General features: G+C 59.5%; 21 protein-coding genes. 18 read left to right on the forward strand and 3 right to left on the reverse strand.

The window, feature by feature from the left end; genetic code table 11:
• Positions 1-3 precede the first annotated feature (3 nt).
• Positions 4-912 carry a TauD/TfdA dioxygenase family protein gene (locus ACM6JQ_RS26690; RefSeq protein WP_095113908.1) on the forward strand — a complete coding sequence of 303 codons (909 nt, stop codon included), beginning with the start codon at positions 4-6 and terminating at the stop codon, positions 910-912.
• A gap of 210 nt (positions 913-1,122) precedes the next feature.
• Here ACM6JQ_RS26690 and ACM6JQ_RS26695 read toward each other — a convergent pair whose 3' ends face one another.
• Positions 1,123-2,739 carry an alkaline phosphatase family protein gene (locus ACM6JQ_RS26695; protein ID WP_414894974.1) on the reverse strand — a complete coding sequence of 539 codons (1,617 nt, stop codon included), beginning with the start codon at positions 2,737-2,739 and terminating at the stop codon, positions 1,123-1,125.
• Positions 2,740-2,929: 190 nt separating this feature from the next.
• Positions 2,930-3,874 carry a LysR family transcriptional regulator gene (locus ACM6JQ_RS26700; RefSeq protein WP_007919139.1) on the reverse strand — a complete coding sequence of 315 codons (945 nt, stop codon included), beginning with the start codon at positions 3,872-3,874 and terminating at the stop codon, positions 2,930-2,932.
• A 165-nt stretch (positions 3,875-4,039) separates the two neighbouring features.
• Between ACM6JQ_RS26700 and ACM6JQ_RS26705 the strand changes: the two genes are divergently transcribed.
• From ACM6JQ_RS26705 to ACM6JQ_RS26765, 13 genes are all read left to right on the forward strand, one after another.
• The gene (locus ACM6JQ_RS26705; protein WP_095113911.1) at positions 4,040-6,400 is read left to right on the forward strand and encodes a TonB-dependent receptor; all 2,361 of its coding nucleotides are present in this window, start codon (positions 4,040-4,042) and stop codon (positions 6,398-6,400) included.
• Positions 6,401-6,423: 23 nt separating this feature from the next.
• Positions 6,424-7,767, forward strand: coding sequence for an aryl-sulfate sulfotransferase (locus ACM6JQ_RS26710; RefSeq protein ID WP_414894975.1), 1,344 nt, complete (start codon positions 6,424-6,426; stop codon positions 7,765-7,767).
• 190 nt (positions 7,768-7,957) lie between these two features.
• Positions 7,958-8,284 carry a hypothetical protein gene (locus ACM6JQ_RS26715; protein WP_007919145.1) on the forward strand — a complete coding sequence of 109 codons (327 nt, stop codon included), beginning with the start codon at positions 7,958-7,960 and terminating at the stop codon, positions 8,282-8,284.
• A gap of 383 nt (positions 8,285-8,667) precedes the next feature.
• Entirely contained in the window at positions 8,668-9,477 is an 810-nt protein-coding gene (locus ACM6JQ_RS26720; protein ID WP_414894976.1) for an energy transducer TonB, read from the forward strand.
• Positions 9,478-9,522: 45 nt separating this feature from the next.
• Entirely contained in the window at positions 9,523-10,248 is a 726-nt protein-coding gene (locus tag ACM6JQ_RS26725) for a MotA/TolQ/ExbB proton channel family protein (RefSeq protein WP_095113913.1), read from the forward strand.
• A 1-nt stretch (position 10,249) separates the two neighbouring features.
• On the forward strand, positions 10,250-10,651 hold the full coding sequence (locus tag ACM6JQ_RS26730; RefSeq protein WP_003220570.1) for an ExbD/TolR family protein: 402 nt from the start codon (positions 10,250-10,252) through the stop codon (positions 10,649-10,651).
• Between the two features lie 366 nt (positions 10,652-11,017).
• The gene (locus tag ACM6JQ_RS26735) at positions 11,018-11,599 is read left to right on the forward strand and encodes an alpha/beta hydrolase (RefSeq protein ID WP_095047070.1); all 582 of its coding nucleotides are present in this window, start codon (positions 11,018-11,020) and stop codon (positions 11,597-11,599) included.
• Positions 11,600-11,652: 53 nt separating this feature from the next.
• Positions 11,653-12,585, forward strand: coding sequence for a sigma 54-interacting transcriptional regulator (locus ACM6JQ_RS26740; RefSeq protein ID WP_007950263.1), 933 nt, complete (start codon positions 11,653-11,655; stop codon positions 12,583-12,585).
• 166 nt (positions 12,586-12,751) lie between these two features.
• Complete coding sequence (locus ACM6JQ_RS26745) at positions 12,752-13,549, forward strand: MetQ/NlpA family ABC transporter substrate-binding protein (protein WP_007918708.1); 798 nt, start codon at positions 12,752-12,754, stop codon at positions 13,547-13,549.
• Positions 13,550-14,215: 666 nt separating this feature from the next.
• Positions 14,216-14,881, forward strand: a complete 666-nt coding sequence (locus ACM6JQ_RS26750) for an amino acid ABC transporter permease (RefSeq protein ID WP_123375646.1) — start codon at positions 14,216-14,218, stop codon at positions 14,879-14,881.
• Entirely contained in the window at positions 14,862-15,521 is a 660-nt protein-coding gene (locus tag ACM6JQ_RS26755) for an amino acid ABC transporter permease (protein ID WP_007918714.1), read from the forward strand. Before ACM6JQ_RS26750 ends, ACM6JQ_RS26755 begins: the two co-directional genes overlap by 20 nt.
• Complete coding sequence (locus ACM6JQ_RS26760) at positions 15,518-16,300, forward strand: amino acid ABC transporter ATP-binding protein (RefSeq protein ID WP_095113916.1); 783 nt, start codon at positions 15,518-15,520, stop codon at positions 16,298-16,300. The genes ACM6JQ_RS26755 and ACM6JQ_RS26760 overlap by 4 nt, the downstream gene beginning before the upstream one ends.
• Positions 16,297-17,169 (forward strand): transporter substrate-binding domain-containing protein, encoded by an 873-nt coding sequence (locus ACM6JQ_RS26765; protein ID WP_414894977.1) that lies wholly within the window; start codon positions 16,297-16,299, stop codon positions 17,167-17,169. The genes ACM6JQ_RS26760 and ACM6JQ_RS26765 overlap by 4 nt, the downstream gene beginning before the upstream one ends.
• Before the next feature lie 270 nt (positions 17,170-17,439).
• On the opposite strand, the gene ACM6JQ_RS26770 is transcribed toward ACM6JQ_RS26765, so the two are convergent.
• Positions 17,440-18,636: an AAA family ATPase gene (locus ACM6JQ_RS26770; protein WP_414894978.1), complete on the reverse strand. Its 1,197-nt coding sequence runs from the start codon at positions 18,634-18,636 to the stop codon at positions 17,440-17,442.
• A gap of 200 nt (positions 18,637-18,836) precedes the next feature.
• Between ACM6JQ_RS26770 and ACM6JQ_RS26775 the strand changes: the two genes are divergently transcribed.
• The 4 genes from ACM6JQ_RS26775 to ACM6JQ_RS26790 all read left to right on the forward strand — a co-directional run bounded on the left by ACM6JQ_RS26775 (position 18,837) and on the right by ACM6JQ_RS26790 (position 26,406).
• A complete protein-coding gene (locus ACM6JQ_RS26775) occupies positions 18,837-19,940 on the forward strand; it encodes an efflux RND transporter periplasmic adaptor subunit (protein ID WP_007918719.1) in 1,104 nt (367 codons plus the stop codon).
• A complete protein-coding gene (locus ACM6JQ_RS26780) occupies positions 19,937-21,001 on the forward strand; it encodes an efflux RND transporter periplasmic adaptor subunit (protein WP_414894979.1) in 1,065 nt (354 codons plus the stop codon). Before ACM6JQ_RS26775 ends, ACM6JQ_RS26780 begins: the two co-directional genes overlap by 4 nt.
• Positions 20,998-24,063, forward strand: coding sequence for an efflux RND transporter permease subunit (locus ACM6JQ_RS26785; RefSeq protein WP_007918721.1), 3,066 nt, complete (start codon positions 20,998-21,000; stop codon positions 24,061-24,063). The genes ACM6JQ_RS26780 and ACM6JQ_RS26785 overlap by 4 nt, the downstream gene beginning before the upstream one ends.
• Positions 24,064-24,153: 90 nt before the next feature.
• Entirely contained in the window at positions 24,154-26,406 is a 2,253-nt protein-coding gene (locus tag ACM6JQ_RS26790) for a glycoside hydrolase (protein WP_414894980.1), read from the forward strand.
• Position 26,407: the final 1 nt, after the last annotated feature.

Raw genomic sequence — 26,407 nt, forward strand, 5'->3', positions numbered from 1 at the left:
CCCATGAGCAATGCCGCACTCGCAGTTAAACCCGCTGTCCACGCGCTGGAAATCCACCCGGTAGCCGGTCGTATCGGCGCCGAGATCCGTGGCGTGCATTTGTCCGGTGAACTGGACGCCGCCACCGTCGAAGCCATTCAGCAGGCGCTGGTTCAGTACAAAGTCGTGTTCTTCCGCGAACAGACCCAGCTCGACGATCAGCGTCAGGAAGCTTTCGCCCATCTGCTCGGCGAACCCGTAGCGCACCCGACTGTGCCGTCGCGTGAAGGCACGCGTTATTTGCTCGAACTGGACGGCGCTGAAGGTCAGCGCGCCAACTCCTGGCACACCGACGTGACCTTCGTCGACGCCTACCCGAAAGCCTCGATCCTGCGCTCCGTGGTGGCACCGGCATTCGGTGGCGACACCCTGTGGGCCAACACCGCGACGGCGTACAACGGCTTGCCGACCGAGCTGCGTGAGCTGGCCGACAAACTGGTCGCCGTGCACAGCAACGAATACGACTACGCCAGCGCCAAGCCGGACGTCTCGGCGGAGAAGCTTGAGCGTTATCGCAAAGTCTTCACTTCCACCGTTTACGAGACCGAACACCCGGTGGTGCGCGTGCACCCGATCAGCGGCGAGAAGAGCTTGTTGCTGGGGCATTTCGTCAAACGTATCAAGGGTTACTCGCAGGCTGATTCGGCGCATTTGTTCGGGCTTTTGCAGAGCCATGTGATCCGCCAGGAAAACACCGTGCGCTGGCGCTGGAAGGCCGGTGATGTGGCGATCTGGGATAACCGTTCGACGCAGCATTACGCGATTGATGATTACGGCACTCAGGATCGGGTGGTGCGTCGGGTGACGCTCAAGGGTGAAGTGCCGGTGGGCGCGAATGGGCAACGCAGTCAAACCATCAAAGGTCGTGACTGAAGATCAACAGCCCCTCATCGGAACGCCGCCCGCCCAGCCCTCTCCCAGAGGGAGAGGGAGTCGACCGAGTTGTCTCGCGTTAGAACCGACCTGAAAGACCTTATCGATTATGGATTCGGTGAAGCACGATCAGGTCGGTATACCTCTGAAATATCCCCCATTCAGTCCCCTCTCCCTCTGGGAGAGGGTTAGGGTGAGGGGCTCTTCCCACTACCAAACACCAATCTGAACAACCTTCTCGCTCTCCGGCTCACCATAACGAAACCGCTGCCCCCGCCAATCAATCTCCTGATGGCTGATGGTCGTGCGCCGCTTCAACCCCCGCACCCACTCAAACAAATACCCCGCATGCTCCTCGCGCACCGCCGCATACGCCGGGTCAGCCCCCAGGTCACGCAACTCCTGCGGATCATTGAGCAGATCAAATAACTGTGGCCGAAAGCCGTCGTACGCCAGGTATTTCCAGCGCTCGCTACGCACCATGGTCATCCGGCAACGATCGATCGGCTGACCCAAACGCTCCCGCGCCGGCGCCTGGAAGGCGTAGTCGTATTCACTGATCGCATAGTGGCGCCAGTCCGGGTTTTCGCCGTGTAGAAGCGGGATCAACGAACGCCCTTCAAGCCGATGCTCCGCCCCCGGCAATCCTAGTGCCTCAAGGAATGTCGGCAACGCATCAATGGTTTCCGCCAGTCGATCATCCACCGTTCCGCGCGTGACATCTGCCGCCGCCCGAGGATCGCGCACGATCAACGGCACCCCCACCGCCTGCTCCAGCAAAAACTCCTTCTCGCCCAACCAGTGATCGCCCAGAAAGTCGCCGTGATCGCTGGTGAACACGATCAACGTGTCTTCCCAGCGACCGTTGCTCTGCAGAAAATCGAACAGCCGTCCGAGTTGATCATCCACCTGCTTGATCAGACCCATGTACGTAGGGATTACAGTCAATCGTACTGATTCACAGGAGAAGTTGAGGCTTTCCTCATGCTGGCGAAAGGCAGTGTATACGGGGTGTTTGCTGGCTTCGGAGGGCGTCGCGCGTATCGCTTCGAGAATCGATTCCGTACTGTACAAGGCGTGGTACGGCGCTGGTACGATGTAGGGCCAGTGCGGTTTGATATAGGAAAGGTGTAAACACCACGATTTCTCGCCTTGCTCGGTGATGAAGTCGATGGCTCGATTTGTAGTGTAGACAGTCTCTGAGTGTTGCTCGGGTATTCGTGCTGGCAAATTCGCATGACGCATTTTCCAGCCGCTCAGGATTTCGCCGTTTTCGCCTTCGGCGGCATTGGCCCAGTCGTGCCAGGGGTTTTTGCCGTCGAAGCCGTGTTCACGCAGGTAATGGGTGTAGGGCGCGGATTCGCGTTTGTCGTCGAACAACGGATCGTCGGGATAGATGCCGTCGTGGCGCATGTAGGGTTCGAAACCGACTTCGTTGAGGATTTCGGCTTGCTCGCTCTCGGGGTTGATCGCCAGACGCTGCAAGGCATCGACATTCGCCGTCGCGTGGGTCTTGCCGACCAGGGCGGTACGAATGCCGTGAGGGCGCAGATAGTCGCCGATGGTCAGTTCTTCCAAAGGCAACGGCACGGCGTTCCACGCCACCTGATGGCTGCTGACGTAGCGCCCGGTATAAGCCGACATCCGCGACGGGCCGCAGATCGTGCCTTGGGTGTAGGCGCGGCTGAAACGCACGCCGGCAGCGGCGAGGCGATCGATGTTTGGCGTGTGCAAATGCGGATGGCCGTAGCAGGACAGGTAATCGCGGCGCAGTTGGTCGCACATGATGTACAGCACGTTGCGCACGGGGTTTGGCGGGGTGGGCATGGGGTTCACCGGTCAATGGGACAGGCGAGGGTTTTCGCTTTCGCCGGGGGTGTTCGGCAAGTGCATTTGGGGAATGGGTTTTATGCAGGCAGTGCATCGGTGCCTGAACTGACGCCATCGCGAGCAGGCTCACTCCTACAGGTGAGCGCATTTCAAATGTTGGAGTGAGCCTGCTCGCGATAGCGGTAGATCAGACAGCGAGTCCGTCCAGTGAACAGACCTCCTCATCTACCGCATCAATCGCCTTGATCTGCTCAATCATCGCCTCGGCCAACGGCGACAACCGATACCCCGCCCGGCTGACGATCCCGTAACGGGTGTACAACTCCTCAAGATCATCGGCCAACCCTTCGATGCGCAAACACATCAACTCTCCCTTGGCTTGATGCAGCGCATCGGAATATGCCCCGACAATCCCGATCGCATCCGAACGCAGCACCACACTGAGCAAACTGGAGCTGTTTTCACATTCGACATTCGGCGTGAAATCCGGCCGCCCACTGAGGTCGACAATGACCTTGCGCAGGTTCGGCGGACGAATACTTACCGCCAGCGGATAGCTCATCAATTGCTCGGCGGTGACCCGATCAAACCCGGCCAATGGATGCCCCGCGCGGCAACAGAAATGCCACTTGCGCGGTCGCAGCCGGTAGGTCAGGTAATCCGGATCGGCCTCGAAGTGCCGAGTGTCAGCGACAAAGAATTCAAACTCTTCGCTGAGTAATCGCTTGCTCAGGCTCTGCCAGTCATCGACCTGAAACTGCACCCGCGCTTTCGGATAGCGCCCGATGAAGCTGCCAATCGCCCGTGGAATCAAACCTGCCGCCGGCGCAGGCCCACATCCGAAGCGCAATTCCCCGGCCTCCAGCCCATTGAACTGGCTGATCTCGTTGGCCATCTGCTGCGCGCCGCTGACCAGCCGCCGCGCATGTTCGAGCAAGACCTGACCTTGTTTGGTCGGTGGCAATTCCTTGCGCCCGCGATCAACCAACTGACAGCCGACGCTGTGCTCAAGCGCCTGAATGCTGCGGCTGAACGCCGACTGCGACAGGTTCACCGCCTGCGCGCCGGCGACGAAGCTGCGTTGTTCAGCCAAGGCGATGAAGTGACGAAGTTGGCGCAAGTCGATATGCATTTTTCACATAAAAAATATCCGGGAAATGCATTGGATATGCATTACGTCGACTCCTTATAAAGGCAATCTCTTATGCAGTAAATCTTTGTAAAAACATAAATAAATAACCTAAAAGAATATACAGCATTGAAGATGTCTGTGTGTTTTTTGACCAGGAGCCGCGCCATGAGTCCGTTGAACCTTGCGTCACCCTTAACGCCACGACGGCTCAAACGCCTGCCTCTGGCCCTGTTGCTGGCAGGGAGCGCGAGCTGGACGCACGGCTACGCCGCCGATGCTGAAACCCCGGCACCAGTGCCGGCCGGCAAGCCTGCCGCAAACAATTCGCAACTGGAAACCGTGACCGTCACCACCCGCCGCCGCGAGGAAAGTTCGCAGGACGTACCGACGCCCATGAGCGTGGTCAGCGGGCAGAATCTGGAGACGCAACGGGTCTACCGGATTCAGGATTTGCAGCAACTGGTGCCCAGCGTCAACGTCGCCTACATGCACGCACGCCAGTCCAGCGTATCGATCCGCGGCCTGGGTAATAACCCGGCCAGCGATGGCCTGGAAGGCAGCGTCGGCCTGTACATCGACAACGTCTATCTGGGCCGCCCGGGGATGGCGGTGTTTGACTTGATGGACATCGAACAGCTCGAAGTCTTGCGTGGGCCGCAGGGCACGCTGTTCGGCAAAAACACCACCGCCGGGGTGATCAATATCAGCACCCGCGCGCCAACCTTCACGCCCGAACGCAGCATCGAAACCTCGGTCGGCGAGGACGGGTATTTCCAGACCAAGGGCACCATTTCCGGCCCGCTCAACGATCAACTGGCCGGGCGTTTTTCGGCCTACCGCACACGCAGCGACGGTGACATCAAAAACGAATACGACGGCCATGATTTGAATGGCGGCTCGCGCGATGGCTTCCGCGCGCAACTGCTATTCAAGCCCAATGAAGATTTCAACCTGCGCTGGATCGGTGACTACAACGAGGAGGATTCCAGCGCCGGCACCCGCGTGCTCTACAACACCGGGCCGACCATCAACGGCGTCAACCTGTACCAGTCGCGCGCCAACGCGGCCGGCGCAACATTGGTCAACGGTTCGCACCGCAAGGTCAATCTGGACAACGACCAGCACGTTACCGTGCATCAGGGTGGCACGTCGGTGGAAGCCAACTGGACGCTGCCGAGCGACTTCACGCTGACCTCAATCAGCTCCTATCGCTTCTGGAATTTCACCCCGCGCAACGACGACGGCCTCAACGTGCCGGCGAGTTACAACGCCGGGGTGTCGGTGGAGGACAAACAGTATTCGCAGGAATTTCGCCTGGCCTCGCCCAAGGGCGAGTTCTTTGATTACGTCGTCGGCGCTTACTACTTCGGCTCGGATCTGGACAATAAATCCTTCGCCTATTACGGACCGCAAGCGGATATCTGGAATGGCACGGCGCCCGGTGCGCTGGCCAACGTCACCAGTGTCGGCAACGGCCATATCAAGACCGACAGTTTTGCGTTGTTCGCCCAAGGCACCTGGCACCTCAGCGAGCGGCTGGATTTCACCGCCGGGGTGCGTGGCACGTATGAAGAGAAATCTGCCTGGGTCACGCGCGATGCGCCGCTGGGTGGCGCGACCGTAACGGGCGCTGCGGCCACGGCGCGACGCGGTCGTGCCGGCGCTTACGATTCCGGCGACTTGAATCAGTACAGCTCCAGTCCCTCCGGGCTGCTCAATCTCAGCTACCGGATCACCGACGATGTGCTCGGCTACGCCACGCTGTCCCACGGCGAGAAATCCGGCGGGGTTAACCTCGCGGTCGGTTCCGCTCCGGTGGCCGGCGCCGATTCACTGCTGATCGGCACCGAACGCGCGAACAACGCCGAACTCGGTTTCAAAAGCACGCTGTGGGATCACCGTCTGCAACTCAACGCCAACGTTTTCTGGACGCAGGTCAACGCTTACCAGACGAACGCCTACGACGCCGAAAACCGCGTGCAATACCTGACCAACGCCGGTTCCGTGCGTTCGCGCGGTGTCGAGTTCGAAAGCACGGTGATCCCGCTGCGCGGCCTGACCTTGAACATCAACGGCTCCTACAACGACGTCAGCTACCTCTCGTACAAAGATGCCCCATGCCCGCCGGAAGTCAGTCAGGCGCCGGGTGCTCCAGCGTCATGCGACCTCAGCGGTCATCAAGTGGTCGGCGCTTCGAAGTGGATCGGCAACGCCAACGGCGAATACAAATGGAATCTGGATAACGGCTTCGAACCTTACGTCACCGCGAGCTATGCATTCCGCTCGAAAGCCGTCGGTACGGTCGAGGATTCCGACTACGGGCAGATCCCGAGTTACGCCGTGGTCAACTTTTCCACCGGCCTGCGCGGCGACTTCAACCAAGGCCAGTGGGACGTGTCGCTGTGGCTGAAAAACGCTTTCGACAAAACCTATTACACAACCCTGTGGACGGGCGGCAACGGCGGCTATGAAGGCCTGCTCGGCACACCGCGCACCCTCGGCGTCACCGGTCGCTACGACTTCTGATTCGTCACTCAAGGAGCTGCATCATGTTGCGTATCAAAACCGCTTTGCCGGTGTTGCTGTCCGGCGCAGTGCTCAGTGCTGGCGCCTTCGCCGCACCGAGTGTTTACCCGACCGGCGTGACCCGTTATGACCCGAACAAGGCCTTCAATCAGTACGTGATTTTCAGCGGCGCCGACAAACAGACGCACCTGATCGACATGAACGGCAACGAGGTAAAAACCTGGCCGCAGGCGGGTTTCCCGTCGGCGATCATTGATCCGAAACTGGTCGGCGGCGAGCGCGGTCACGTGCTGCTGCAACTGAGTGAAAAGGATCCCGGAAAACTCGGTTCGGCCGGCAATGGTCTGGGCAATCAGAGCGTCGGCGAGCTGGACTGGAATGGCAAAGTCGTTTGGCAGTGGGGCGACAAGGCGCCCGGTGGCGCCGCGCAACAGCACCATGATCAGCGCCGTTTGAGCAACGGCAACACCGTGGTGCTGGCGAACAAGGTGCACAAAGTCAAAGGCTTCAAAGTGCCCGAGGTGATCGACGATGCGATCTATGAAGTCAGCCCCGAAGGCGCGGTGAAATGGCAGTGGCTGGCCTCGGAGCATCTCAATGAATTCGGCTTCACCGCCGAGCAGTTGAACCTGGTGCGTGCCAGCGAAAATCCGGATTACCTGCACATCAACAACCTCAGTCTGGTGGGGCCGAACAAGTGGTTCGATGCCGGTGACAAGCGCTTCAATCCGGATAACCTGTTGATCGACTCACGCAATGCCAACTTCATCGCGATCATTGATAAAAGCAGCGGCAAAGTGGTCTGGCGTCTCGGACCGAATTTGCCGCTGATCAACCCGAAAACCGCGCAGAAACTGCCGCGTCCTGTGGATCAGTTTGTCGGTCAGCATGATGCACACATAATCCCGGCGGGATTGCCTGGTGCCGGTAACTTGCTGGTGTTCGACAACCAGGGTTCGGCGGGTTATCCCAATGTCACTCTTGGGCTGATTTCCGGTTCGCGGGTGTTGGAAATCGACCCGGTGAAAAACCAGATCGTCTGGCAATACAGCGCAGCCAATTCGAAGCAACCGGGGTGGGCGTTCTACAGTTCGTTTATCAGCAGTGCTCGGCGCTTGCCCAATGGCAACACGTTGATCGACGAGGGCATGAACGGGCGGTTTTTCCAGGTGACGGCCAACGGTGAGAACGTCTGGGAATACGTCAGCCCGTATCTGGGCAAAGCGCCGGGCAGCGATGCGATCAGCAACTGGGTCTATCGGGCGTTACCTGTGAGTTATGACTGGGTGCCAGCGGGTACGCCACGCTCGGAGACGGCGGTTAATGTACCGGTTGTCAACGTGCAGCAAGCCAATGCCAGTCGTTAGTTGAATTGGAATTAGTGCTCGAACGAACGGCGATAAGTTATGAGCGAGTTGAAGGGTGCTTATTGCAATTTCGTTAGTCACTCGCGTGGACAATAGTTGAATGTCCAACCATCCTGACTGTCGTGAGTTTCCAGGAGGAAACTTGCTCTCATCGGAAGACACTTATCCCAACGATAAAGGAAATCGAATCATGTCGAGCATTAATGGCACTTATGTAAACGCCAACGCTGGCGCCAAACTGACGATTACCGATGGCAACGACGCCAACGGTACATTCAGCGGCACGTTCAGCCAGGGCGGCGTTAACTATGACGTCAGCTACGGGCATTACCATTTCCAGAACAGCACCGGACAACCTACCACCATCACGTTTGTCGGTCTGAATGGTAATAGCGGATTTCAAGCGTGGTCATTGTTTTCTCCTGATCACAATTACGCAAAAGTGCGCGCGGCCGGTTCCCGTACTAACTTTGACGGTGAAGTAGTGACCCTTGCAGGGGAATTCGTCAAACAATAATCCACGCGTAATCGATAAAGGCCGCCGCACGAAAGTGTGCCGGCCTTTTTTGTTGTTCCGGGAAAAAATAATAATCAACTATCTACTTGGTATTAGTTGTCCTGCAAAACCGGCTCAGGCGAATTTGATGCGTTGAATGAATACTTTCAATGCCTGAAAAGCATGCGTTTTTTCACCCATCGCTGCAGCCCGCGTGGCACGTGGCTTTGGCGGAATTGATCAATTCTTATATTCCATAAGGACCTATGCATAACGTTAAAGATTACTTTCGGAGATAAGCGACAAGCCCAATGATTCACCCATCGATCCACCGTGGGGGATTCAACAAACGGTCGATCGGCAGTTTTTGTAGAGAACGCAAAAAGACCGCAGGGAGTGAATCAATGGGCAATGTCCAGACCGCCGCCAGCGCAGAGGAATTGCTGTGGCGTCAGACGCCGGGTGGCGAGTTGGTCGATCTCGGCCGGCCGCATCGTGTGCCGCTGGGGCAGTTGCGTTTGCAACGTGCGCCCAAGGGCATTCTGAGTCGGCGCGAAACTTTTCTGCTTGGCGTGCTCGCGTTGGTGGTGCATGGCGCGGTGATCTACTGGATCAGTCAGAAGCCGACGCCGGTGCTGCCGATTGTGCCGCCGGAAATTCCGCCGATGACCATCGAATTTTCGCGCCCGGCGCCGCCAGCGCCACCGGTTGTCGAGCCACCGCCGCCCGCGCCTGTGGTTGAGCCACCACCGCCAGTGGAAGACGAACTGGCGGTAAAACCGCCGCCGCCCAAACCGGTTCCGAAACCCAAACCGGTGGTTAAACAGGCACCCAAACCAGCACCGAAAGCCGTGGAGCAACCACCGGCGCCGCCACAACCGGCTGCCCCGGTTGCCGCGCCAGCGCCACCTGCTCCCCCCGCGCCGGCACCGGTAACCCCGGCCTCAGCCAACGCCGCTTACCTGAAAAACCCGGCGCCGGAATACCCGTCGCTGGCTCAGCGTCGCGGCTGGGAAGGCACGGTGTTGCTGCGTGTGCATGTGCTGGCCAGCGGCAAGCCGGGTGAGATCCAGATAGCCAAAAGCAGCGGCCGGCAGCAGCTCGACGACGCGGCGCTGAACGCCGTGAAGCGTTGGAGTTTCGTCCCGGCCAAGCAGGGTGATGTCGCCCAGGACGGCTGGGTCAGCGTGCCCATCGATTTCAAGATTCATTAAACCGAAACCAAATTCGCGCGAAACGTTTACACGAGGGAATACATCATGACGTTACTGGCATCTCCACTGGAATCCATCGAAAGCGCGGTGATCTGGCTGCTGGTGGTTTTTTCCGTCGCCACTTGGGGCCTGGCATTGCTCAAGGCTTGGCAGTTCGGGCGTCTGAAGGCGCAGGACCGGCGTTTTCATAAACGTTTCTGGGCGGCGTCGAGTCTCGACTCCGCCGCTGAATTAAGCGAAACCCAACCCGGCGCTGCGGCGCGGGTGGCGCAGGCCGGTTACGCGGCGATTCAGGTGGGCGAGGCGCCACAGGCCAATGATTTGAGCCAGGCGATCAACCATCAGGATCGACTGGAGCGCGCCCTGCGCCAGCAAATTGTCCGCGAACGCCGTTCTCTGGAAACAGGCTTGGCAGTGGTCGCGAGCATTGGCAGTACGTCGCCGTTCATTGGTTTGTTCGGCACGGTGTGGGGAATCATGGAAGCGTTGAAAGGCATCAGCGCGGCCGGTTCGGCGAGCCTGGAAACGGTGGCCGGGCCGATCGGTGCGGCACTGGTCGCCACGGGTGTGGGGATCGCCGTCGCGGTGCCAGCGGTGCTGGTTTACAACTACTTTTTGCGTCGGTTGAAACTGACGGCGGCGGATCTGGATGACTTCGCCCACGACTTCTACAGCCTGGCGCAGAAGAGTGCGTTCCGCGTATTGATCCACCCGACTGCGCACAAGGTCGCAGCAAGCGGCAACGCAGCAAAAGTGAAGGAGGCGTCCTGATATGGCCTTCTCCACGCAAGACAGTGATGAGGTACTCAGCGAGATCAACGTGACGCCGCTGGTGGACGTGATGCTGGTGCTGCTGGTGGTGTTTATCGTCACCGCGCCGCTGCTGACCAACGCGATCCCGATCAACCTGCCGAAGACCGAAGCGGTGGCGCCGGTCGAGCAGAAGGACCCGCTGGTGGTGAGCATCGATGGCGCCGGCAAGCTGTTTATCAACAAGGACGAGATTCAGCCGGACTTGCTGGAATTCAACCTCAAGTCGGCCAAGGCCAAGGACCCGGAAGTGCGCGTGCAATTGCAGGCCGATGACGGGGTGAACTACGGCGAAGTGGCGCGGGCGATGGCTTCGATTGAACGAGCGGGGATTACCAAGTTGTCGGTGATTACTGCGCGGTAACAGATTTTACGTTTTTCCGGGGCCGTCTCCTTGGCAGGGTGCGGCCCTTTTTTTATTTCTGGCATTAGAAGCAAAGCCCTCACCCTAGCCCTCTCCCAGAGGGAGAGGGACTGATCGCGTTGTTCTTACGAGTTACACCGACCTGAAATATCCAGTCGAACTCCAAATCTGAAAACCGCATAGATCGGCTCCCTTTCCCCCTCGCCCCCATGGGGGAGAGGGCTGGGGTGAGGGGGAAAAGATTTCAAGCCATGCACAAATCGCATATTCAATTCAGATCTTAATAAATAGCTTCTTATTCCTTAACGAATATAAATCCCCTCCCTATACTCGTCCAGGAACAGACACGACGCAGGAGAGCTCCCCATGCGCAACGAATCAATCCGCTACCTGATTGTGCCGGGCTGGCAAGGATCGCCAGAAGATCATTGGCAAAGCCACTGGCAAAACAGCCTGCCGAACAGCGCGCGGGTCGAGCAGGCCGATTGGCTGACGCCGCGTCGTGAAGACTGGGTGGCGGCACTGGCCGAGGCGATTGCAGCCGACAGCACGCCGGTCATTCTTATCGCCCACAGCCTCGGCTGCATCACCGTTGCCCATTGGGCAGCCACGGCGCCGCTGCAATACCTGCGTCAGGTACGCGGCGCCTTGCTGGTCGCGCCAGCGGATGTCGAGCGCCCGGCCTGCGCGCCAGCCCTGCGCAACTTTGCACCGATTCCGACTGATCTGCTGCCGTTCCCGAGCCAGGTCGTCAGCTCCGACAACGATGCCGCCGTCAGCGCACCACGCGCTCTGGAGCTGGCGCGCAACTGGGGCGCCGAGGCGGGGATTCTCGCCGGTGCCGGACACATCAACGTCAAGTCCGGGCATCAGCGCTGGGAGCAGGGTTTTGCTTATCTCTATCGCCTGCAAAACCGCATGGAACACCACGCTCGCCGTCGCGCCTGATTTTTTATCTTTCAACGCCCCCGTCTCCCGGCGGTTTTGGGCGGGAGTCTGCCATGAGTTTCGAAACGTTCGGTCAGCCGTTGCTGACCTTTCCCGATGCAGAAAAAAGCCCCCTGAGCATTCGCGCCAAGGCGCTGGTGTTTGTCGATCCGCGCTCGCGTCAGTTGCGTGAAGAGCTTGAGCAATTGGCGCCACGATCGGTCTCGGTGTTGATACGTGGCGAGACCGGTACCGGCAAGGAGCTACTCGCCCGGCACATCCATCGCGCCAGCGATCGTAGTGGTCTGTTCGTCTCTGTCAATTGCGGCGCCATCAGCCCGACCTACGCCGATGCAGAACTGTTTGGCTATGCCGCCGGCACCTACAGCGGTTCGGCGAGCAGTCGCGCGGGCTGGTTCGGTTCGGCCAATGGTGGCACCTTGTACCTGGATGAAATCGGCGACTTGCCGCTGCCGATCCAGATCAAACTACTGGCAGCGCTGGAAAACCACGAAGTCACCCGTGTCGGAGCGCATCAGCCGAGCCCGGTGGATGTGCGCCTGGTCGCGGCGACCAGCATCGATCTGGCGCAAGCGGTGGACGCCGGAAAATTTCATGAGCGCCTTTATCACTATTTGAGCGAAGGGCAACTGGAGTTGCCCGCCTTGCGCGCGCGCATCGGCGACATTCTTTCGCTGGCCGAGTATTTCCTTGGCATCTATAGCCAGCGTCTGGACTTGCCGGTGCCATTGATCAGCGAAGCGGCGCAGCATGTGCTCGAACAACACAGTTGGCCGGGCAACACCCGCGAGCTGGAAAACGTCATTCACTTTGCCTTGCTGGTGAGCACCGGCGACGAGATTCTCCCGGAGCACCTGAATCTGCCCGAGGTGTCTGGGCCGCAGCTTCAGATCGAACGGCTGGTTGCACAAATCAACATCGGCGGTAGCGTCGATGAGCGTAAGGCCTTGAAAGATTTGCTGATTCGTTTGAGTGAGGGTTTGTAACCGTTTCGTTCAACATGAACAAAATGGAATATGAAGCTGAATAAACGTTATTGTCCGGGAATAAAAAATCCCGGTATTGTCCGACCCACGCCAGCGATATCACTTCACTGGCACACGTATTAATGCCGTCGTCGATGACGACCGTGATTTTCGATAAGGACACTGCATGAAAAAGGTTCTGTTGTTTACCGCATTGGCGGCTGCTCTGACTGCTTCCCTGGCCAATGCCGGCGAGAAACTGGTGGTTGCTGCGACCCCGGTGCCGCACGCTGAAATCCTTGAACTGATCAAACCGACCCTGGCCAAAGAAGGCGTGGATCTGGAAATCAAAGTGTTCACCGACTACGTTCAGCCGAACGTACAGGTTGGCGAGAAGCGTCTGGACGCCAACTACTTCCAGACCCTGCCGTATCTGAACAGCTTCAACCAGGGTAAATACAAGGACGACAAGTCCAAGTACCTGGTGACTGTGCAGGGCGTGCACGTTGAACCGTTCGGTGGTTACTCGAGCAAGTACAAGACCCTGGCTGAACTGCCGGACGGCGCGACCATCGCCATCCCGAACGAAGGCAGCAACAGCGGTCGTGCGCTGATCCTGCTGCAGAAGGCTGGCCTGATCGAATTGAAAGACCCGAAAAACGCGCTGGCAACGCCGAAAGACATCGCCAAGAACCCGCACAATTTCAAGTTCAAGGAACTGGAATCGGCCCTGCTGCCACGCGTTCTGAAGGAAGTTGATCTGGACATGATCAACACCAACTACGCCCTCGAAGCCAAGCTGAACCCGCAGAAAGATGCGCTGGTGATTGAAGGCGCTGACTCGCCATACGTGAACTTCCTGGTGGCCCGTGAGGACAACAAGAACAGCGACGCGATCCAGAAACTGGCCAAAGCCCTGACCAGCCCGGAAGTCAAAGCGTTCATCGAGAAGAAGTACAACGGCGCGGTACTGCCGGCGTTCTGATCTGACGCTGGAACCACCCCCTTCAAGGTGTGAAAACGCCGATGGCCAGCGATGGTCATCGGCGTTTTTGTGTGCGTGCGGAAAGCGGCCCTCACCCTAACCCTCCCGAAACGTCGGACCGCCCAGAGGTAGAGGGGACTGAATGGGGGATATTGACGCAATACGCCGACGTGAAAGATCTCTGCCGAATCCATAATCGACTCTGTCTTTCAGGTCGATGTATGACGCCAGACACCTCGGTCAGCCCCCTCTCCCTCGGGGAGAGGGCTGGGGTGAGGGTGCTCTTGATTCTCAGGCAACCTGAGCCTTCAACGCCCGCCTCAACGCCACCAACAATTTCACAATCTCCTGCGGATCCAGTCGCTGCGGCACTTTTACGTCCATGTTCTCTTCCTTGTTATGAGTTTGGCCGGGTGAGTCTGGCCAAAAGCTGTTCGTCCTTGGAGGGCTTTCGTGAAAAAAAGATCCGTCCTACAGCGCAAAGAAAAATAGCCTTCTTATTCCTTCCCGGCAAACCCACAAGATAGTTTTTTGGGTGATATCAATATGCTTTAACGGTATTTAAATTCTTGTTTTTATATCTATAAAGTCGGTGTCTGCCGGACAGCCACCCGCTGTCCATGGAGTGCACCACCGTCGCTTACCGAGCGGCGTCCAGGACGTTTCATGACTTTTGATTACGCATTTATCCTCAGCACCCTGCCGGCGTTTCTCAAAGCCGTGGGCGTGACGCTGCAGGTCGGATTCATCGCCATCGGCACCTCGCTGTTGGTGGCGCTGCTCAACGCGACGATTCTGGTGTTCCGCACGCCATACCTGCAAAAACTGGTCGGCCTGTATGTGGAGCTGGCGCGCAACACACCGCTGTTGATCCAGTTGTTCTTCGTTTACTTCGCCTTGCCGGCGCTGGGGATCAAAGTCTCCGGCTTCACCGCCGCGATTATCACCATGACCTTCCTCGGCGGCGCTTACCTCACCGAAGTGCTGCGTGCCGGCGTCGATGCGGTGCCGCAGGCGCAACTGGAATCAGGGCGCTCGATCGGCCTGTCCCACGGTCAGTTGCTGCGCTACGTGATCCTGCCGCAAGCGGGGATTCTCAGCCTGCCGTCGCTGTTCGCCAATTTCATTTTTCTGCTCAAGGAAACCACCGTGGTCTCGGCGGTGGCGGTGCCGGAAATCCTCTACACCACCAAGAGCTACATCGCGCTCTATTACAAAACATACGAAATGCTCGCCGTTCTGACGCTGATCTGCGTGCTGCTGTTCTTGCCGCTGTCGCTATTGCTCAGCCGTCTGGAAAGGAGGCTCCAGCATGGCCAGTTCGGGTCTTGAGTTGCTCTGGGTGTCGTTGCCGCAATTGGCCAAAGGCGCCGGGCAAACCCTGTCGATCTCGTTTCTGAGCATCGCCATCAGCACCGTTGGCGGCGTGCTCTACGGTGTGCTGCGCACGCTCAACGTGACGTGGCTGAACGCGATCCTGCGGGTGTATCTGGAGCTGTTCCGGGCGATCCCGGTGCTGGTCTGGCTGTATCTGTTGTTCTTCGGTCTGCCGATTTTCTTCGGCCTGAGCATTCCCAGCTTTTGGTGCGCGGTGCTGGTGCTGTCGCTGTGGGGCGCCAGCGAGGTGGGTGAAGTGGCGCGCGGAGCGCTGCATTCGTTGCCACGCGGGCAACGCGAAGCGGGGCTGTCGATCGGTCTGAACGCTGCACAACTTTATGGCTATGTGCTGCTGCCGCAAGCACTGAAGCGCATGACGCCGCCGACCATCAACGTCTACACGCGGATCATCAAGACCAGCTCGCTGGCGGTGTTGATCGGTGTGGTTGACGTGATCAAGGTCGGCCAGCAGATCATCGAGCGCACTTACGAATCGGTGCTGATCTACGGCGCGTTGTTCCTGTTTTTCTTTTTCATCTGCTACCCGCTGTCAGCCGCCTCGCGCGTGCTGGAGCGGCGCTGGACGCAAGCATGAGCGCATTGATCGAGTTTCACGGCTTCAACAAATTCTATGGCGAGCAGCAGGTGCTTAACGGCATTGATCTGCAGGTGCAGAGCGGCGAAGTGATCGTCATTCTCGGCCCCAGCGGCTGCGGCAAAAGCACCTTGCTGCGTTGCCTCAACGGTCTGGAAGAGGCTCACAGCGGCAGCCTGAAGTTTGTCGGCCGCGAGCTGCTGGGCAAGTCCACTGACTGGCGCGAGATCCGTCAGCAGATCGGCATGGTGTTCCAGAGTTATCACCTGTTCCCGCACATGAGCGTGCTCGACAATCTGCTGCTCGGCCCGCTCAAGGTGCAGAAGCGCCAGCGCCGCGAGGCGCAGCAGCAAGCCGAAGCGCTGCTCGAACGCGTGGGCCTGGCGGACAAGCGCGATGCTTTCCCGCGTCAGCTCTCCGGCGGCCAGCAGCAACGCATCGCCATTGTCCGTTCGCTGTGCATGAACCCGCGCGTAATGCTCTTCGACGAAGTCACCGCTGCCCTCGACCCGGAAATGGTCAAGGAAGTTTTGCAGGTCATTCAGGGCCTGGCCCGCGAAGGCATGACCCTGTTGATCGTCACCCATGAAATGGCCTTCGCCCGCGCGGTGGCCGACCGCATCGTGTTCATGGATGCCGGGCGCATCCTTGAACAGAACCCGCCCGAGATTTTCTTTACGAACCCGCAAACCGCACGCGCGCAGCAGTTTCTGGAGAAGTTCTCCTTCGTGGCAACACTGCCCAAAACGAACCCGACAAAGGAACTGGAACTGTTATGAAAACTGCCGCTTTTTTACTGCCGCTGCTCAGCCTTGCCTTGCTTGCCGGTTGCAGCAAAACCGAAGAACCGCCGAAGCCGAAAGTCGCCAGCGAAAGCACCGCGCCGGCCGGTTATCTGGACAAGATCAAGGCCCGCGACAAATTGATCGTTGGCGTCTTTACCGATAAGCCACCATTCGGATTTGTCGATGAGGCTGGGCGTTACGTTGGCTTCGATACCGACATCGGCCGGCGTTTCGCCAAGGATCTGCTCGGCGATGAAAACAAGGTCGAGTTCGTTGCCGTTGAACCCGCGAGCCGCATTCCGTTCCTGCAAAGCGACAAGGTCGACCTGATCCTCGCCAACATGACCGTGACCCCGGAGCGCAAGGAAGCGGTGGAGTTCACCAATCCGAACCTCAAGGTTGCGGTGCAGGCGCTGGTGCCGCAAAGCAGCGCGGTGAAAACCCTCGATGATCTGGCAACCCGCACTACCATCGTCACCACGGGCACCACCGCTGATATCTGGCTGACCAAGAATCACCCGGACTGGAAACTGCTCAAGTTCGAGAAGAACTCCGAATCGCTGCAAGCCTTGGCCAATGGCCGTGGCGATGCCTATGCGCAGGACAACCTGGTGCTGTTCAGCTGGGCCAAGCAGAACCCGGGCTATCGCGTGCTGGATGAAAAACTCGGTACCGAAGCGCCGATTGCGCCGGCGGTGAAGAAGGGCAATATCGAGCTGCGTGACTGGGTGAATAGCGAGCTGGCCAAGCTGGGTGAGGAGAAGTATCTGCTCAAGCTGTACGACCAATATGTGCGTAAGGAACTGAGCGATGACACCAAGCCTGAGAGCGTGATTGTCGAGGGTGGCAAGTGGCAGGGGTGATTGCCTGTTGAGTCGGTGGTGAGGCTCAAGGGCAATCCCTCACCCCAGCCCTCTCCCGGAGGGAGAGGGGGCCGACCGAGGTGTCTTGCATCAGACATCGACCTGAAAAACAGAGTCGATTATGGATTCACAGATGCATTTCGCGTCGGCGTCACTTCGACTTTGGATTCACAGAGTCATTTTCAGGTCGGCGTCACTCTTGAGCATCCCCCGATCAGTCCCCTCTCCCCCCGGGAGAGGGTTAGGGTGAGGGGCTTTTGCCTGAATCACTCAATCCGGCCAATGCCACGCCGGCTCATCCAGCACCCGCTGCCCGACAATCCCGGTCTGCCCCAGGGTTTTCTCCAGCACGATGCAATTGCACTCCGGGTCTTCCTGCAACGCCGAAATCAACCGCCGCGCATGCGACACCACCCACACCTGACACTGCTCCGACGCGCGAATGATCAGCCGCGCCAGCGCTGGCAACAGATCTGGGTGCAAACTGGTTTCCGGTTCGTTCAATACCATCAGCGTCGGCGGTCTCGGCGTCAGCAGCGCGGCGACCAGCAGCAGATAGCGCAACGTCCCGTCCGACAGTTCCGCCGCCGATAACGGCCGCAACAAGCCTTCCTGATAAAACTCGATGGCAAACCGTCCGCCGGCCTGCGCTTCGATATGCACCCGTGCGCCAGGAAACGCATCGGTAATCGCCGCACGCACGGCGTCGCCATCACCAATCTCGATGATGGTCTGCAACGCCGCCGCCAGATCCCGGCCGTCGTGATGCAGCACCGGCGTGCGTGTGCCCAATTGCGGCTGGCGCACCGGTGCATCGGCATCGCTGCGAAAGTGATCGTAAAAGCGCCAGCGGCGAATGAACTCGCGCATCTGGAACACTTCCGGTGAGCTGCGCAGGCTGCCGACCTGATCGAACAAACTGTCGAAGTTCGGCGTGTGTTGCGCCAGTACATCCCATTGGCGCTCGGCGCGTGCGCGGATCATCGGCCCGTCACGATCCACCAACAGGCTAGCCGGACGGTAAAGGGCGCCGGCCCAGATGCATTCGCGCTTGATCTGCGGGTCAAGGCTGAAGCGCGAGGGGATCGGCCGCGAATGTTCGGGCAACATGAAGTGCCCGTTAGAGTCGGGCAGGCCGAGGCTGATCGAATAACTGAAGTCTTCTCCGGCAAACCCCAGGCGCAGCCGCTTCACACCCTGACGCACCGTCGACTGAATGGGCACTTCGCCGTTGCGCATACGCCGGCTGATGGTTTCCGGCCCGGCCCAGAAAGTCGACTCCAGTCCACCCTCACGGGCCAGCGCATTGACCACCCCGCCCTGAGCGGTTTCCGCCAGCAAGCGCAAGGCCCGGTAGAGGTTGGACTTGCCGCTGCCGTTGGGGCCGGTGATCAGGTTCAGGCGGCCGAGCGGGATCACCAGTTTGTTGATCGAACGGTAATTGGCCACCGCGAGAGTATTGAGCATGGAATTCCTTCTCTTCAGGCGCCTATTGTAGGAGCTGCCGGAGGCTGCGATCTTTTGATGTTGTTTTTAAAAGATCAAAAGATCGCAGCCTCCGGCAGCTCCTAGAGGAAATATGGGGGACGAACGGGCGAACGTTGAACCCTGTTCTAAGCTCACAGTCGTATCGTCACTTGCACGTTCGTACACAGGAAGGAGTCTGCATGGCGAGTCCCGGTTTGAAAACAGCGGTCATGCTGAGTCTGTTCACCTTGGTGACCGCATGCGGCGAGAAAAAAGCCCCTGAGGAATACCTGCCACGGGTCTTTGTACAAGAGGTCAAACCCACGGATTACGCGGCTTCGGTGACATTGACCGGTGACGTGCAGGCGCGCGTGCAGACTGAATTGTCGTTCCGCGTCGGCGGCAAGATCATCCAGCGCATGGTCGACGTCGGCGACCGGGTCACCGCCAAACAGGTGCTGGCCAAACTCGATCCCAAGGATTTGCAGACCAACGTCGACTCCGCCCAGGCTCAGGTAGTCGCCGAACAAGCCCGGGTGAAACAGAGTGCCGCGGCGTTCGTACGCCAGCAAAAACTCCTGCCCAAGGGCTACACCAGCCAGAGCGAATACGATTCCGCCCAAGCGGCGCTGCGCAGCAGCCAGAGCGCCTTGAGTGCGGCGCAGGCGCAATTGGCTAATGCGAAGGACCAGTTGAGCTACACCGCACTGATCGCTGATGCACCGGGGGTGATCACCGAGCGTCAGGCCGAAGTCGGCCAGGTCGTGCAGGCCACTGCGCCGATTTTTTCGCTGGCCCGCGACGGCGACCGTGACGCGGTGTTCAACGTCTACGAATCGCTGCTGGCCGAGCGTCCTGCGGATCCCTCGATCGTCGTCAGCCTGCTCGATAACCCTGCCATCAAAACCACCGGTACGGTGCGTGAAATCACCCCGGCGGTGTCGGCGCAGTCCGGCACGGTGCAAGTCAAAGTCAGCCTCGACAGCTTGCCACAAGGGATGCAGCTGGGCTCGGTGGTCAGCGCCACGGCCAAGGGCAGCGGCAAGTCGGCAGTCGAATTGCCATGGTCGGCGCTGACCAAAAACATCAGTGATCCGGCGGTGTGGATGGTCGACGATAAAGGTGAAGCGCAGTTGCACAACGTGACCGTCGGCCGCTACCTGATCGGCAAGGTCATCATCAGCGAAGGCCTCAAGGGCGGGGAAAAAGTCATCGTCGCCGGTGGGCAGTTGTTGCATCCCGGCATGAAAGTCGAAATCGCTGAAAACACCTACAAGGATCTGCAACCGGGAGCACAGCCATGAAGCGTCTGGGGCTGTTATCCGTGGGTGTGTTGCTGGCGGCCTGCTCGAAAAGCGAGCCACCTCCGGAGCCGGTACGTCCGGTGTTATCGGTCAAGGTTCAAGCGCTGAGCGAGGAAAGCCTCGGGCGTTTCGCCGGCAGCATCCAGGCGCGTTATGAAAGCAACACCGGTTTCCGCGTCGGTGGCCGCATCGCCAGCCGCAACGTCGATGTCGGAACCGAAGTGCAAAAGGGCACGCTGCTCGCCACCCTCGATCCGTCTGATCAGCAGAACCAATTGCGTTCGGCCCAGGGCGACCTGGCCAAGGTTCAGGCGCAACTGATCAATGCCCAGGCCAATGCCCGCCGTCAGCAGGCGCTGTTCGATCGTGGCGTCGGGGCGCAGGCACAACTGGACATTGCCACCACGGACTTGAAAACCACCCAGGCCTCGCTGGACCAGGCACGGGCGGCGGTCAATCAAAGCAAGGACCAGCTCGGCTACACCGAACTGCGTTCCGACCATAAAGCCGTGGTCACCGCGTGGAACGCTGAAGCCGGGCAAGTGGTGACGGCGGGCCAGCAGGTCGTAACCCTGGCGCAACCGGACATCAAGGAAGCGGTGATCGATCTGCCGGACACCCTGGTCGATCAGATTCCCTCCGACGTGGTGTTTCTGGTGGCCGGGCAACTCGACCCGAGCATCAACACCACGGCAACCCTTCGCGAGATCGAACCGCAGGCGCAAAGCGCCACGCGTACTCGTCGCGCACGCCTGACGCTGGCCGAGACACCGGACGGTTTCCGCCTCGGCACGGCGATCAGCGTGACCCTCAGTTCGGCGATCAAACCGCGCATCGAATTGCCGGCTACCGCTTTGCAGGAGGTCGACGGCAAATCACGGATCTGGGTCATCGACACCCAGAGCAAAACCGTCAGCCCTCGCGACGTCAGCGTGATCAGTCGCACCGACAGCAGCGTAGTGCTCGCGGGCGGCGTGAAGAATGGCGAGCGCGTGGTCAGCGCGGGCGTCAACAGCCTCAAACCCGGACAATCGGTAAAACTTGACGAGGACAGTCAATGAAAGGCTCTTTCAACCTCTCCGAATGGGCCCTCAAGCATCAGTCATTCGTCTGGTACCTGATGTTCGTCGCATTGCTGATGGGCGTGTTCTCGTACTTCAATCTGGGCCGCGAAGAAGACCCGTCGTTCACCATCAAGACCATGGTGATCCAGACCAAATGGCCGGGCGCGACCCAGGAGGAAACCCTTGCGCAGGTCACCGATCGCATCGAGAAAAAACTCGAAGAACTCGACTCCCTCGACTACGTGAAAAGTTACACGCGCCCCGGCGAATCGACGGTGTACGTGTACCTGCGCGACACCACCAGCGCCAAGGACATCCCGGAAATCTGGTACCAGGTGCGCAAGAAGATCGACGACATTCGCGGGCAGTTCCCCAAAGGTATTCAAGGGCCCGGGTTCAACGACGAGTTCGGTGATGTGTTCGGCTCGGTCTACGCCTTCACCGCCGATGGCCTGACCATGCGCCAGTTACGCGATTACGTGGAACAGGCGCGGGCCGAGATCCGCAATGTACCGGGGCTGGGCAAGATCGAAATGATCGGCCAGCAGGACGAAGTGATTTATCTGAACTTCTCTACCCGCAAACTCGCGGCGTTGGGTATCGATCAGCGTCAGGTCGTGCAGAGCCTGCAATCGCAGAACGCCGTGACCCCGGCCGGTGTGATCGAGGCCGGCCCTGAGCGGATTTCCGTGCGCACTTCGGGGCAGTTCGCCTCGGAAAAGGATCTGGCCGAGGTCAATCTCAAACTCAACGACCGTTTCTATCGCCTGGCTGACATCGCCGACATCACTCGCGGTTACACCGATCCGGCTACCCCGGAATTCCGCTTCGACGGCAAACCGGCCATCGGTCTGGCGATTGCCATGCAGAAGGGCGGCAACGTTCAGGAGTTTGGCAAGGCGTTGCACCAGCGCATCGATGAACTGACTGCAGACTTGCCGGTTGGCGTGGGTGTGCACACCGTGTCCGATCAGGCGGTGGTGGTGGAAGAAGCGGTCGGTGGCTTTACCAGTGCCCTGTTCGAGGCTGTGATCATCGTGCTGGTGGTCAGCTTCATCAGCCTCGGCGTGCGCGCCGGCCTGGTGGTGGCGTGCTCGATTCCGCTGGTGCTGGCGATGGTGTTTGTGTTCATGGAATACAGTGGCATCACCATGCAGCGGATTTCTCTCGGCGCACTGATCATCGCTCTCGGCCTGCTCGTCGACGACGCGATGATCACCGTGGAGATGATGGTCACGCGCCTGGAAATGGGCGAGACCAAGGAGCAAGCCGCGACGTTCGCCTACACCTCGACGGCGTTCCCGATGCTCACCGGTACACTGGTGACCGTCGCCGGTTTCGTGCCCATCGGCCTCAACGCCAGTTCCGCCGGTGAGTACACCTACACGCTGTTTGCGGTGATTGCCGTGGCCATGATTGTGTCGTGGATTGTCGCGGTGTTCTTCGCTCCGGTGATCGGCGTGCACATTCTCAGCGCCAACGTGAAACCCCATGAAGCCGAGCCTGGCCGCGTCGGGCGTGCGTTCAATGGCGGCCTGTTGTGGGCGATGCGCAATCGCTGGTGGGCGATCGGGATCACCGTACTGCTGTTTGTTCTGTCGATTTTTTGCATGCGCTTTGTGCAGAACCAGTTTTTCCCGGCGTCGGACCGCCCGGAAATTCTCGTCGACCTCAACCTGCCGCAAAACGCCTCGATCGACGAAACCCGCAAGGCTGTCGACAAGCTCGAAGCGACGCTCAAGGGGGATCCGGACATCGTGCGCTGGAGTACTTACATCGGTCAGGGCGCGATCCGTTTCTATCTGCCGCTCGACCAGCAATTGCAAAACCCGTACTACGCGCAACTGGTGATCGTCAGCAAAGACTTCGAGGCCCGTGAGGCACTCAGTCAGCGTCTGCGCGAGCGCTTGCACAAAGACTTCGTCGGCATCGGCAGTTACGTCCAGGCGCTGGAAATGGGCCCGCCGGTGGGGCGTCCGATCCAGTACCGGGTCAGCGGCAAGGACATCGATCAAGTGCGCAAACACGCCATCGACCTCGCCACCGAGCTGGACAAGAACCCGCACATCGGCGAGATCATTTACGACTGGAACGAGCCGGGCAAAGTCCTGCGCATCGACATCGCCCAAGACAAGGCGCGCCAGCTCGGGCTGTCCTCCGAAGACGTGGCGAACCTGATGAACAGCATCGTCAGCGGCGCGCCTTTGACCCAGGTCAACGACGACATCTATCTGATCAATGTGGTCGGCCGGGCGGTGAATTCGGAGCGCGGTACGCCGGAAACCCTGCAGAATCTGCAGATCGTTACGCCCAACGGCACATCGATTCCGTTACTGGCGTTCGCCACTGTGCGCTATGAGCTGGAACAGCCGCTGGTGTGGCGTCGCGACCGTTTGCCGACCATCACCATCAAGGCTTCGGTGCGCGACGAGATCCAGCCGACCGATCTGGTGAAAATCCTCAAGCCGTCGATTGATGCCTTCGCTGACAAATTGCCGGTCGGCTACAAGGTCGCCACCGGCGGTACGGTCGAGGAAAGCGGCAAGGCGCAGGGGCCGATTGCCAAGGTCTTGCCGTTGATGCTGTTTTTGATGGCGACCTTTCTGATGATCCAGTTGCACAGCGTGCAGAAGATGTTCCTGGTGGCGAGTGTCGCGCCGCTGGGGCTGATCGGCGTGGTGCTGGCGCTGGTGCCGACCGGTACGCCGATGGGCTTTGTGGCGATTCTGGGGATTCTCGCTCTGATCGGCATCATCATCCGTAACTCGGTGATTCTGGTGACGCAGATCGATGAGTTCGAGAAGAAGGGCTATGCACCGTGGGATGCGGTGGTGGAGGCGACTGAGCATCGGCGTCGGCCGATCCTGTTGACCGCGGCAGCGGCGAGCATGGGCATGATCCCGATTGCCCGGGAAGTGTTCTGGGGACCGATGGCGTACGCGATGATCGGCGGGATTGTGGTGGCGACGTTGCTGACGCTGCTGTTCCTGCCGGCGCTGTATGTGGCCTGGTACAAGATTCGCGAGCCGAAGAAGGACGCTTCGTCATCGACCCGCTGAGTGCGTTTGTTACACCTTTGGGAAAGGTCTGACTTACAACTGTGATGCCTTGCGTTACCGTCCTTCCTCCATTTGGAGGAGGGACGCCTGATGTCGACTGTCACTTGCTGGCTGCGCCAACTGCTGTTATTGGCCGGCCTGTGCCTGTCGCCCTCATCGCTGGCCGACATCCTTTTGGTGAACCCGCTGTGGCGCGTACAACTCGACCCCGCAACCCTCGCCGTGCGAGTCACCCCGGCCAACGGCGCGACTGTACAGGCATCGACGGGTGTCGCCGCGCACAGGGTCAGCAACCTGGTGCAACGCGACAATCGCGTCGACTGGCAATGGAACGATGGCGCCTGGTCACTCAGCGTTGATCTCGATCAACGCGACCTGACGTTCTCGATCACCGCACGCGCCCCGGCTGAACTTGAGTTCTTGCGCCAGCCCGGTAACGCCATGGGCAAGGGCCTGATCTGGCCGTTGGCCGAGGGGCATTATGTGCCGCGCGGCGATCCGGTGTGGCAGGCGTTTCTGGTGCGTCAAGGGGTGCTCAATGCCACTCAGGACATGAGTCTGCCGATCTGGGGTGTCGAGCATGAGGGATTCAGCCTCAGCTGGTTGCTGACCAATCCCTTTAACAAACAACTGCAGTTCAACGCTGAAGGCGATTCGCTGGCTTTGTCGGTGCGCCACCAATTCACCTCACTCAAGCCGTCGACACCGCTGACGTTCAGCCTGTTTTTGGGTGACGCCGACCCGCTGGCCGGCGCCAAACGCTACCGGCAATGGCTGATCGACACCGGCCGTTACGAAAGCCTGAGCAGCAAGCTTGAGAAAACACCGGCGTCGCGAAAGCTGTTGGGCGCCAGTCATGTCTACGTGTGGGGTAACGATCTGCTGGGGCAAAAGGATGTGCGTAACTGGCCGGTGTTGCTTGGCAAGTTGCGCGGCCCGAGCCGCCTTGCCGGCGCATTGCGCGAAGGCATGGATCGCGAAGGCTTGCAGTTGCTGGCCACCGAAACGGTGCTCGATCGTTATCAGCAAGACGTGCTGCTGCGCAGCCTCAATCACGCGCTGAACACCCAGGCGCGCAAAACCTGGCAAGCCCGCGCGGTGCCGGACATGCAGGCACTGGCCAACGGTTATGTTGCCTTGCGCGGGCAACTGGCCCGCGAGTTCGCGGGTGCCGTGACAGCCAATTCCGAGCAATGGGGCAGCACTTTGTCGCTGGATACGATTGAGCGATTGCAGAACGCTGGGCTGCCGCGCCTGTGGTTGGGGCTTGGCGAGGGCTGGGAGGGCGGCCTCTGGCATCCCGAGGCGGTTCGCGCGGGCGTGCAGGCGGGGTATCTGCTTGCACCGTATGACTCTTACGAGACCGCGCTGAGGCGGGATGAGAATCCAGACTGGACCACCGCACATCTGGGTGACACGGCTTACCGTGAGTGCGCCATCTTGCTGGAAGATCGCACGATGAAAAGCGGCTTTCAGCAGTCGGGTCATTACACCGACCCGCGTTGCGTGCGCCCTTTGTTGGAGCAACGGGTCAAAGCGGTCAGCGTCGCCGCTGGTTTCAACAGCTGGTTTCTCGACGCCTACGCCACAGGCATGGTGTTCGACAGCTACCGTGCGGACGCCCCAATGACACAGGCACAGAACGCCGAAGGCAATGTCGCGGCGTCGCGATGGATCAATGAAGTGCTGCAATTGCCCAGCGGCTCAGAAGACGGCAATGCAACGACGGCCCAAGGCGTACTGTTCGCTCATGGCATGCAGACACCGGTGATCGGTTGGGGCGATGCCGACATGAGTAAAAACCCGGATTCCGAATATTTTGTCGGCAAGTGGTTTCCGCCGGAGCAACCGGCCCTGTTCTTCAAATCCGTGCCAATAAAGGAACCGTTGCGGCGCATACACTTTGACCCGGCCAGCCGTTTGCCGCTTTATCAAGCGGTGTTCCACGGTTCGCTCATCACCACCCATCACTGGTTGTTCGACAGCCTTAAACCAGGCAACGCAAGGGTGGAAAACGAACTGACGCAATTGCTGTACAACGTGCCGCCGCTGTACCACCTGAGTGCAGCAACGCTGGCGCAGCGACTGCCGCTGATGGCTCGTCAGGATGCATTTTTCCGTCCGCTGCATGAGCGCCTGGCGACGCAGGCGTTGACCGGTTTCCAATGGCTGAGCGGGGATCGGCAGGTGCAGCAGACTTCATTTGAAGACGGCACTCGGCTGCTGGCCAACTTCGATCCAGCCCCGCGTGAAGTGGACGGCCGGACCCTGCCCGGCGAGAGTGTCACGCTGCTGCTGCCGGAAGGTACCGTCAGCCACTATCGGGTGCGGGCAACTCCCTGAC

This window comes from Pseudomonas sp. IT-232MI5 (genome assembly GCF_949767845.1).
Lineage (GTDB): Bacteria > Pseudomonadota > Gammaproteobacteria > Pseudomonadales > Pseudomonadaceae > Aquipseudomonas.

Excerpts from the sequence above, each read along its gene's own strand:
- ACM6JQ_RS26690 (WP_095113908.1), top strand. The coding sequence starts at position 4 with ATGAGCAATGCCGCACTCGCAGTTAAACCCGCTGTCCACGCGCTGGAA.
- ACM6JQ_RS26695 (WP_414894974.1), bottom strand. The coding sequence starts at position 2,739 with ATGCCCACCCCGCCAAACCCCGTGCGCAACGTGCTGTACATCATGTGC.
- ACM6JQ_RS26700 (WP_007919139.1), bottom strand. The coding sequence starts at position 3,874 with ATGCATATCGACTTGCGCCAACTTCGTCACTTCATCGCCTTGGCTGAA.
- ACM6JQ_RS26705 (WP_095113911.1), top strand. The coding sequence starts at position 4,040 with ATGAGTCCGTTGAACCTTGCGTCACCCTTAACGCCACGACGGCTCAAA.
- ACM6JQ_RS26710 (WP_414894975.1), top strand. The coding sequence starts at position 6,424 with ATGTTGCGTATCAAAACCGCTTTGCCGGTGTTGCTGTCCGGCGCAGTG.
- ACM6JQ_RS26715 (WP_007919145.1), top strand. The coding sequence starts at position 7,958 with ATGTCGAGCATTAATGGCACTTATGTAAACGCCAACGCTGGCGCCAAA.
- ACM6JQ_RS26720 (WP_414894976.1), top strand. The coding sequence starts at position 8,668 with ATGGGCAATGTCCAGACCGCCGCCAGCGCAGAGGAATTGCTGTGGCGT.
- ACM6JQ_RS26725 (WP_095113913.1), top strand. The coding sequence starts at position 9,523 with ATGACGTTACTGGCATCTCCACTGGAATCCATCGAAAGCGCGGTGATC.
- ACM6JQ_RS26730 (WP_003220570.1), top strand. The coding sequence starts at position 10,250 with ATGGCCTTCTCCACGCAAGACAGTGATGAGGTACTCAGCGAGATCAAC.
- ACM6JQ_RS26735 (WP_095047070.1), top strand. The coding sequence starts at position 11,018 with ATGCGCAACGAATCAATCCGCTACCTGATTGTGCCGGGCTGGCAAGGA.
- ACM6JQ_RS26740 (WP_007950263.1), top strand. The coding sequence starts at position 11,653 with ATGAGTTTCGAAACGTTCGGTCAGCCGTTGCTGACCTTTCCCGATGCA.
- ACM6JQ_RS26745 (WP_007918708.1), top strand. The coding sequence starts at position 12,752 with ATGAAAAAGGTTCTGTTGTTTACCGCATTGGCGGCTGCTCTGACTGCT.
- ACM6JQ_RS26750 (WP_123375646.1), top strand. The coding sequence starts at position 14,216 with ATGACTTTTGATTACGCATTTATCCTCAGCACCCTGCCGGCGTTTCTC.
- ACM6JQ_RS26755 (WP_007918714.1), top strand. The coding sequence starts at position 14,862 with ATGGCCAGTTCGGGTCTTGAGTTGCTCTGGGTGTCGTTGCCGCAATTG.
- ACM6JQ_RS26760 (WP_095113916.1), top strand. The coding sequence starts at position 15,518 with ATGAGCGCATTGATCGAGTTTCACGGCTTCAACAAATTCTATGGCGAG.
- ACM6JQ_RS26765 (WP_414894977.1), top strand. The coding sequence starts at position 16,297 with ATGAAAACTGCCGCTTTTTTACTGCCGCTGCTCAGCCTTGCCTTGCTT.
- ACM6JQ_RS26770 (WP_414894978.1), bottom strand. The coding sequence starts at position 18,636 with ATGCTCAATACTCTCGCGGTGGCCAATTACCGTTCGATCAACAAACTG.
- ACM6JQ_RS26775 (WP_007918719.1), top strand. The coding sequence starts at position 18,837 with ATGGCGAGTCCCGGTTTGAAAACAGCGGTCATGCTGAGTCTGTTCACC.
- ACM6JQ_RS26780 (WP_414894979.1), top strand. The coding sequence starts at position 19,937 with ATGAAGCGTCTGGGGCTGTTATCCGTGGGTGTGTTGCTGGCGGCCTGC.
- ACM6JQ_RS26785 (WP_007918721.1), top strand. The coding sequence starts at position 20,998 with ATGAAAGGCTCTTTCAACCTCTCCGAATGGGCCCTCAAGCATCAGTCA.
- ACM6JQ_RS26790 (WP_414894980.1), top strand. The coding sequence starts at position 24,154 with ATGTCGACTGTCACTTGCTGGCTGCGCCAACTGCTGTTATTGGCCGGC.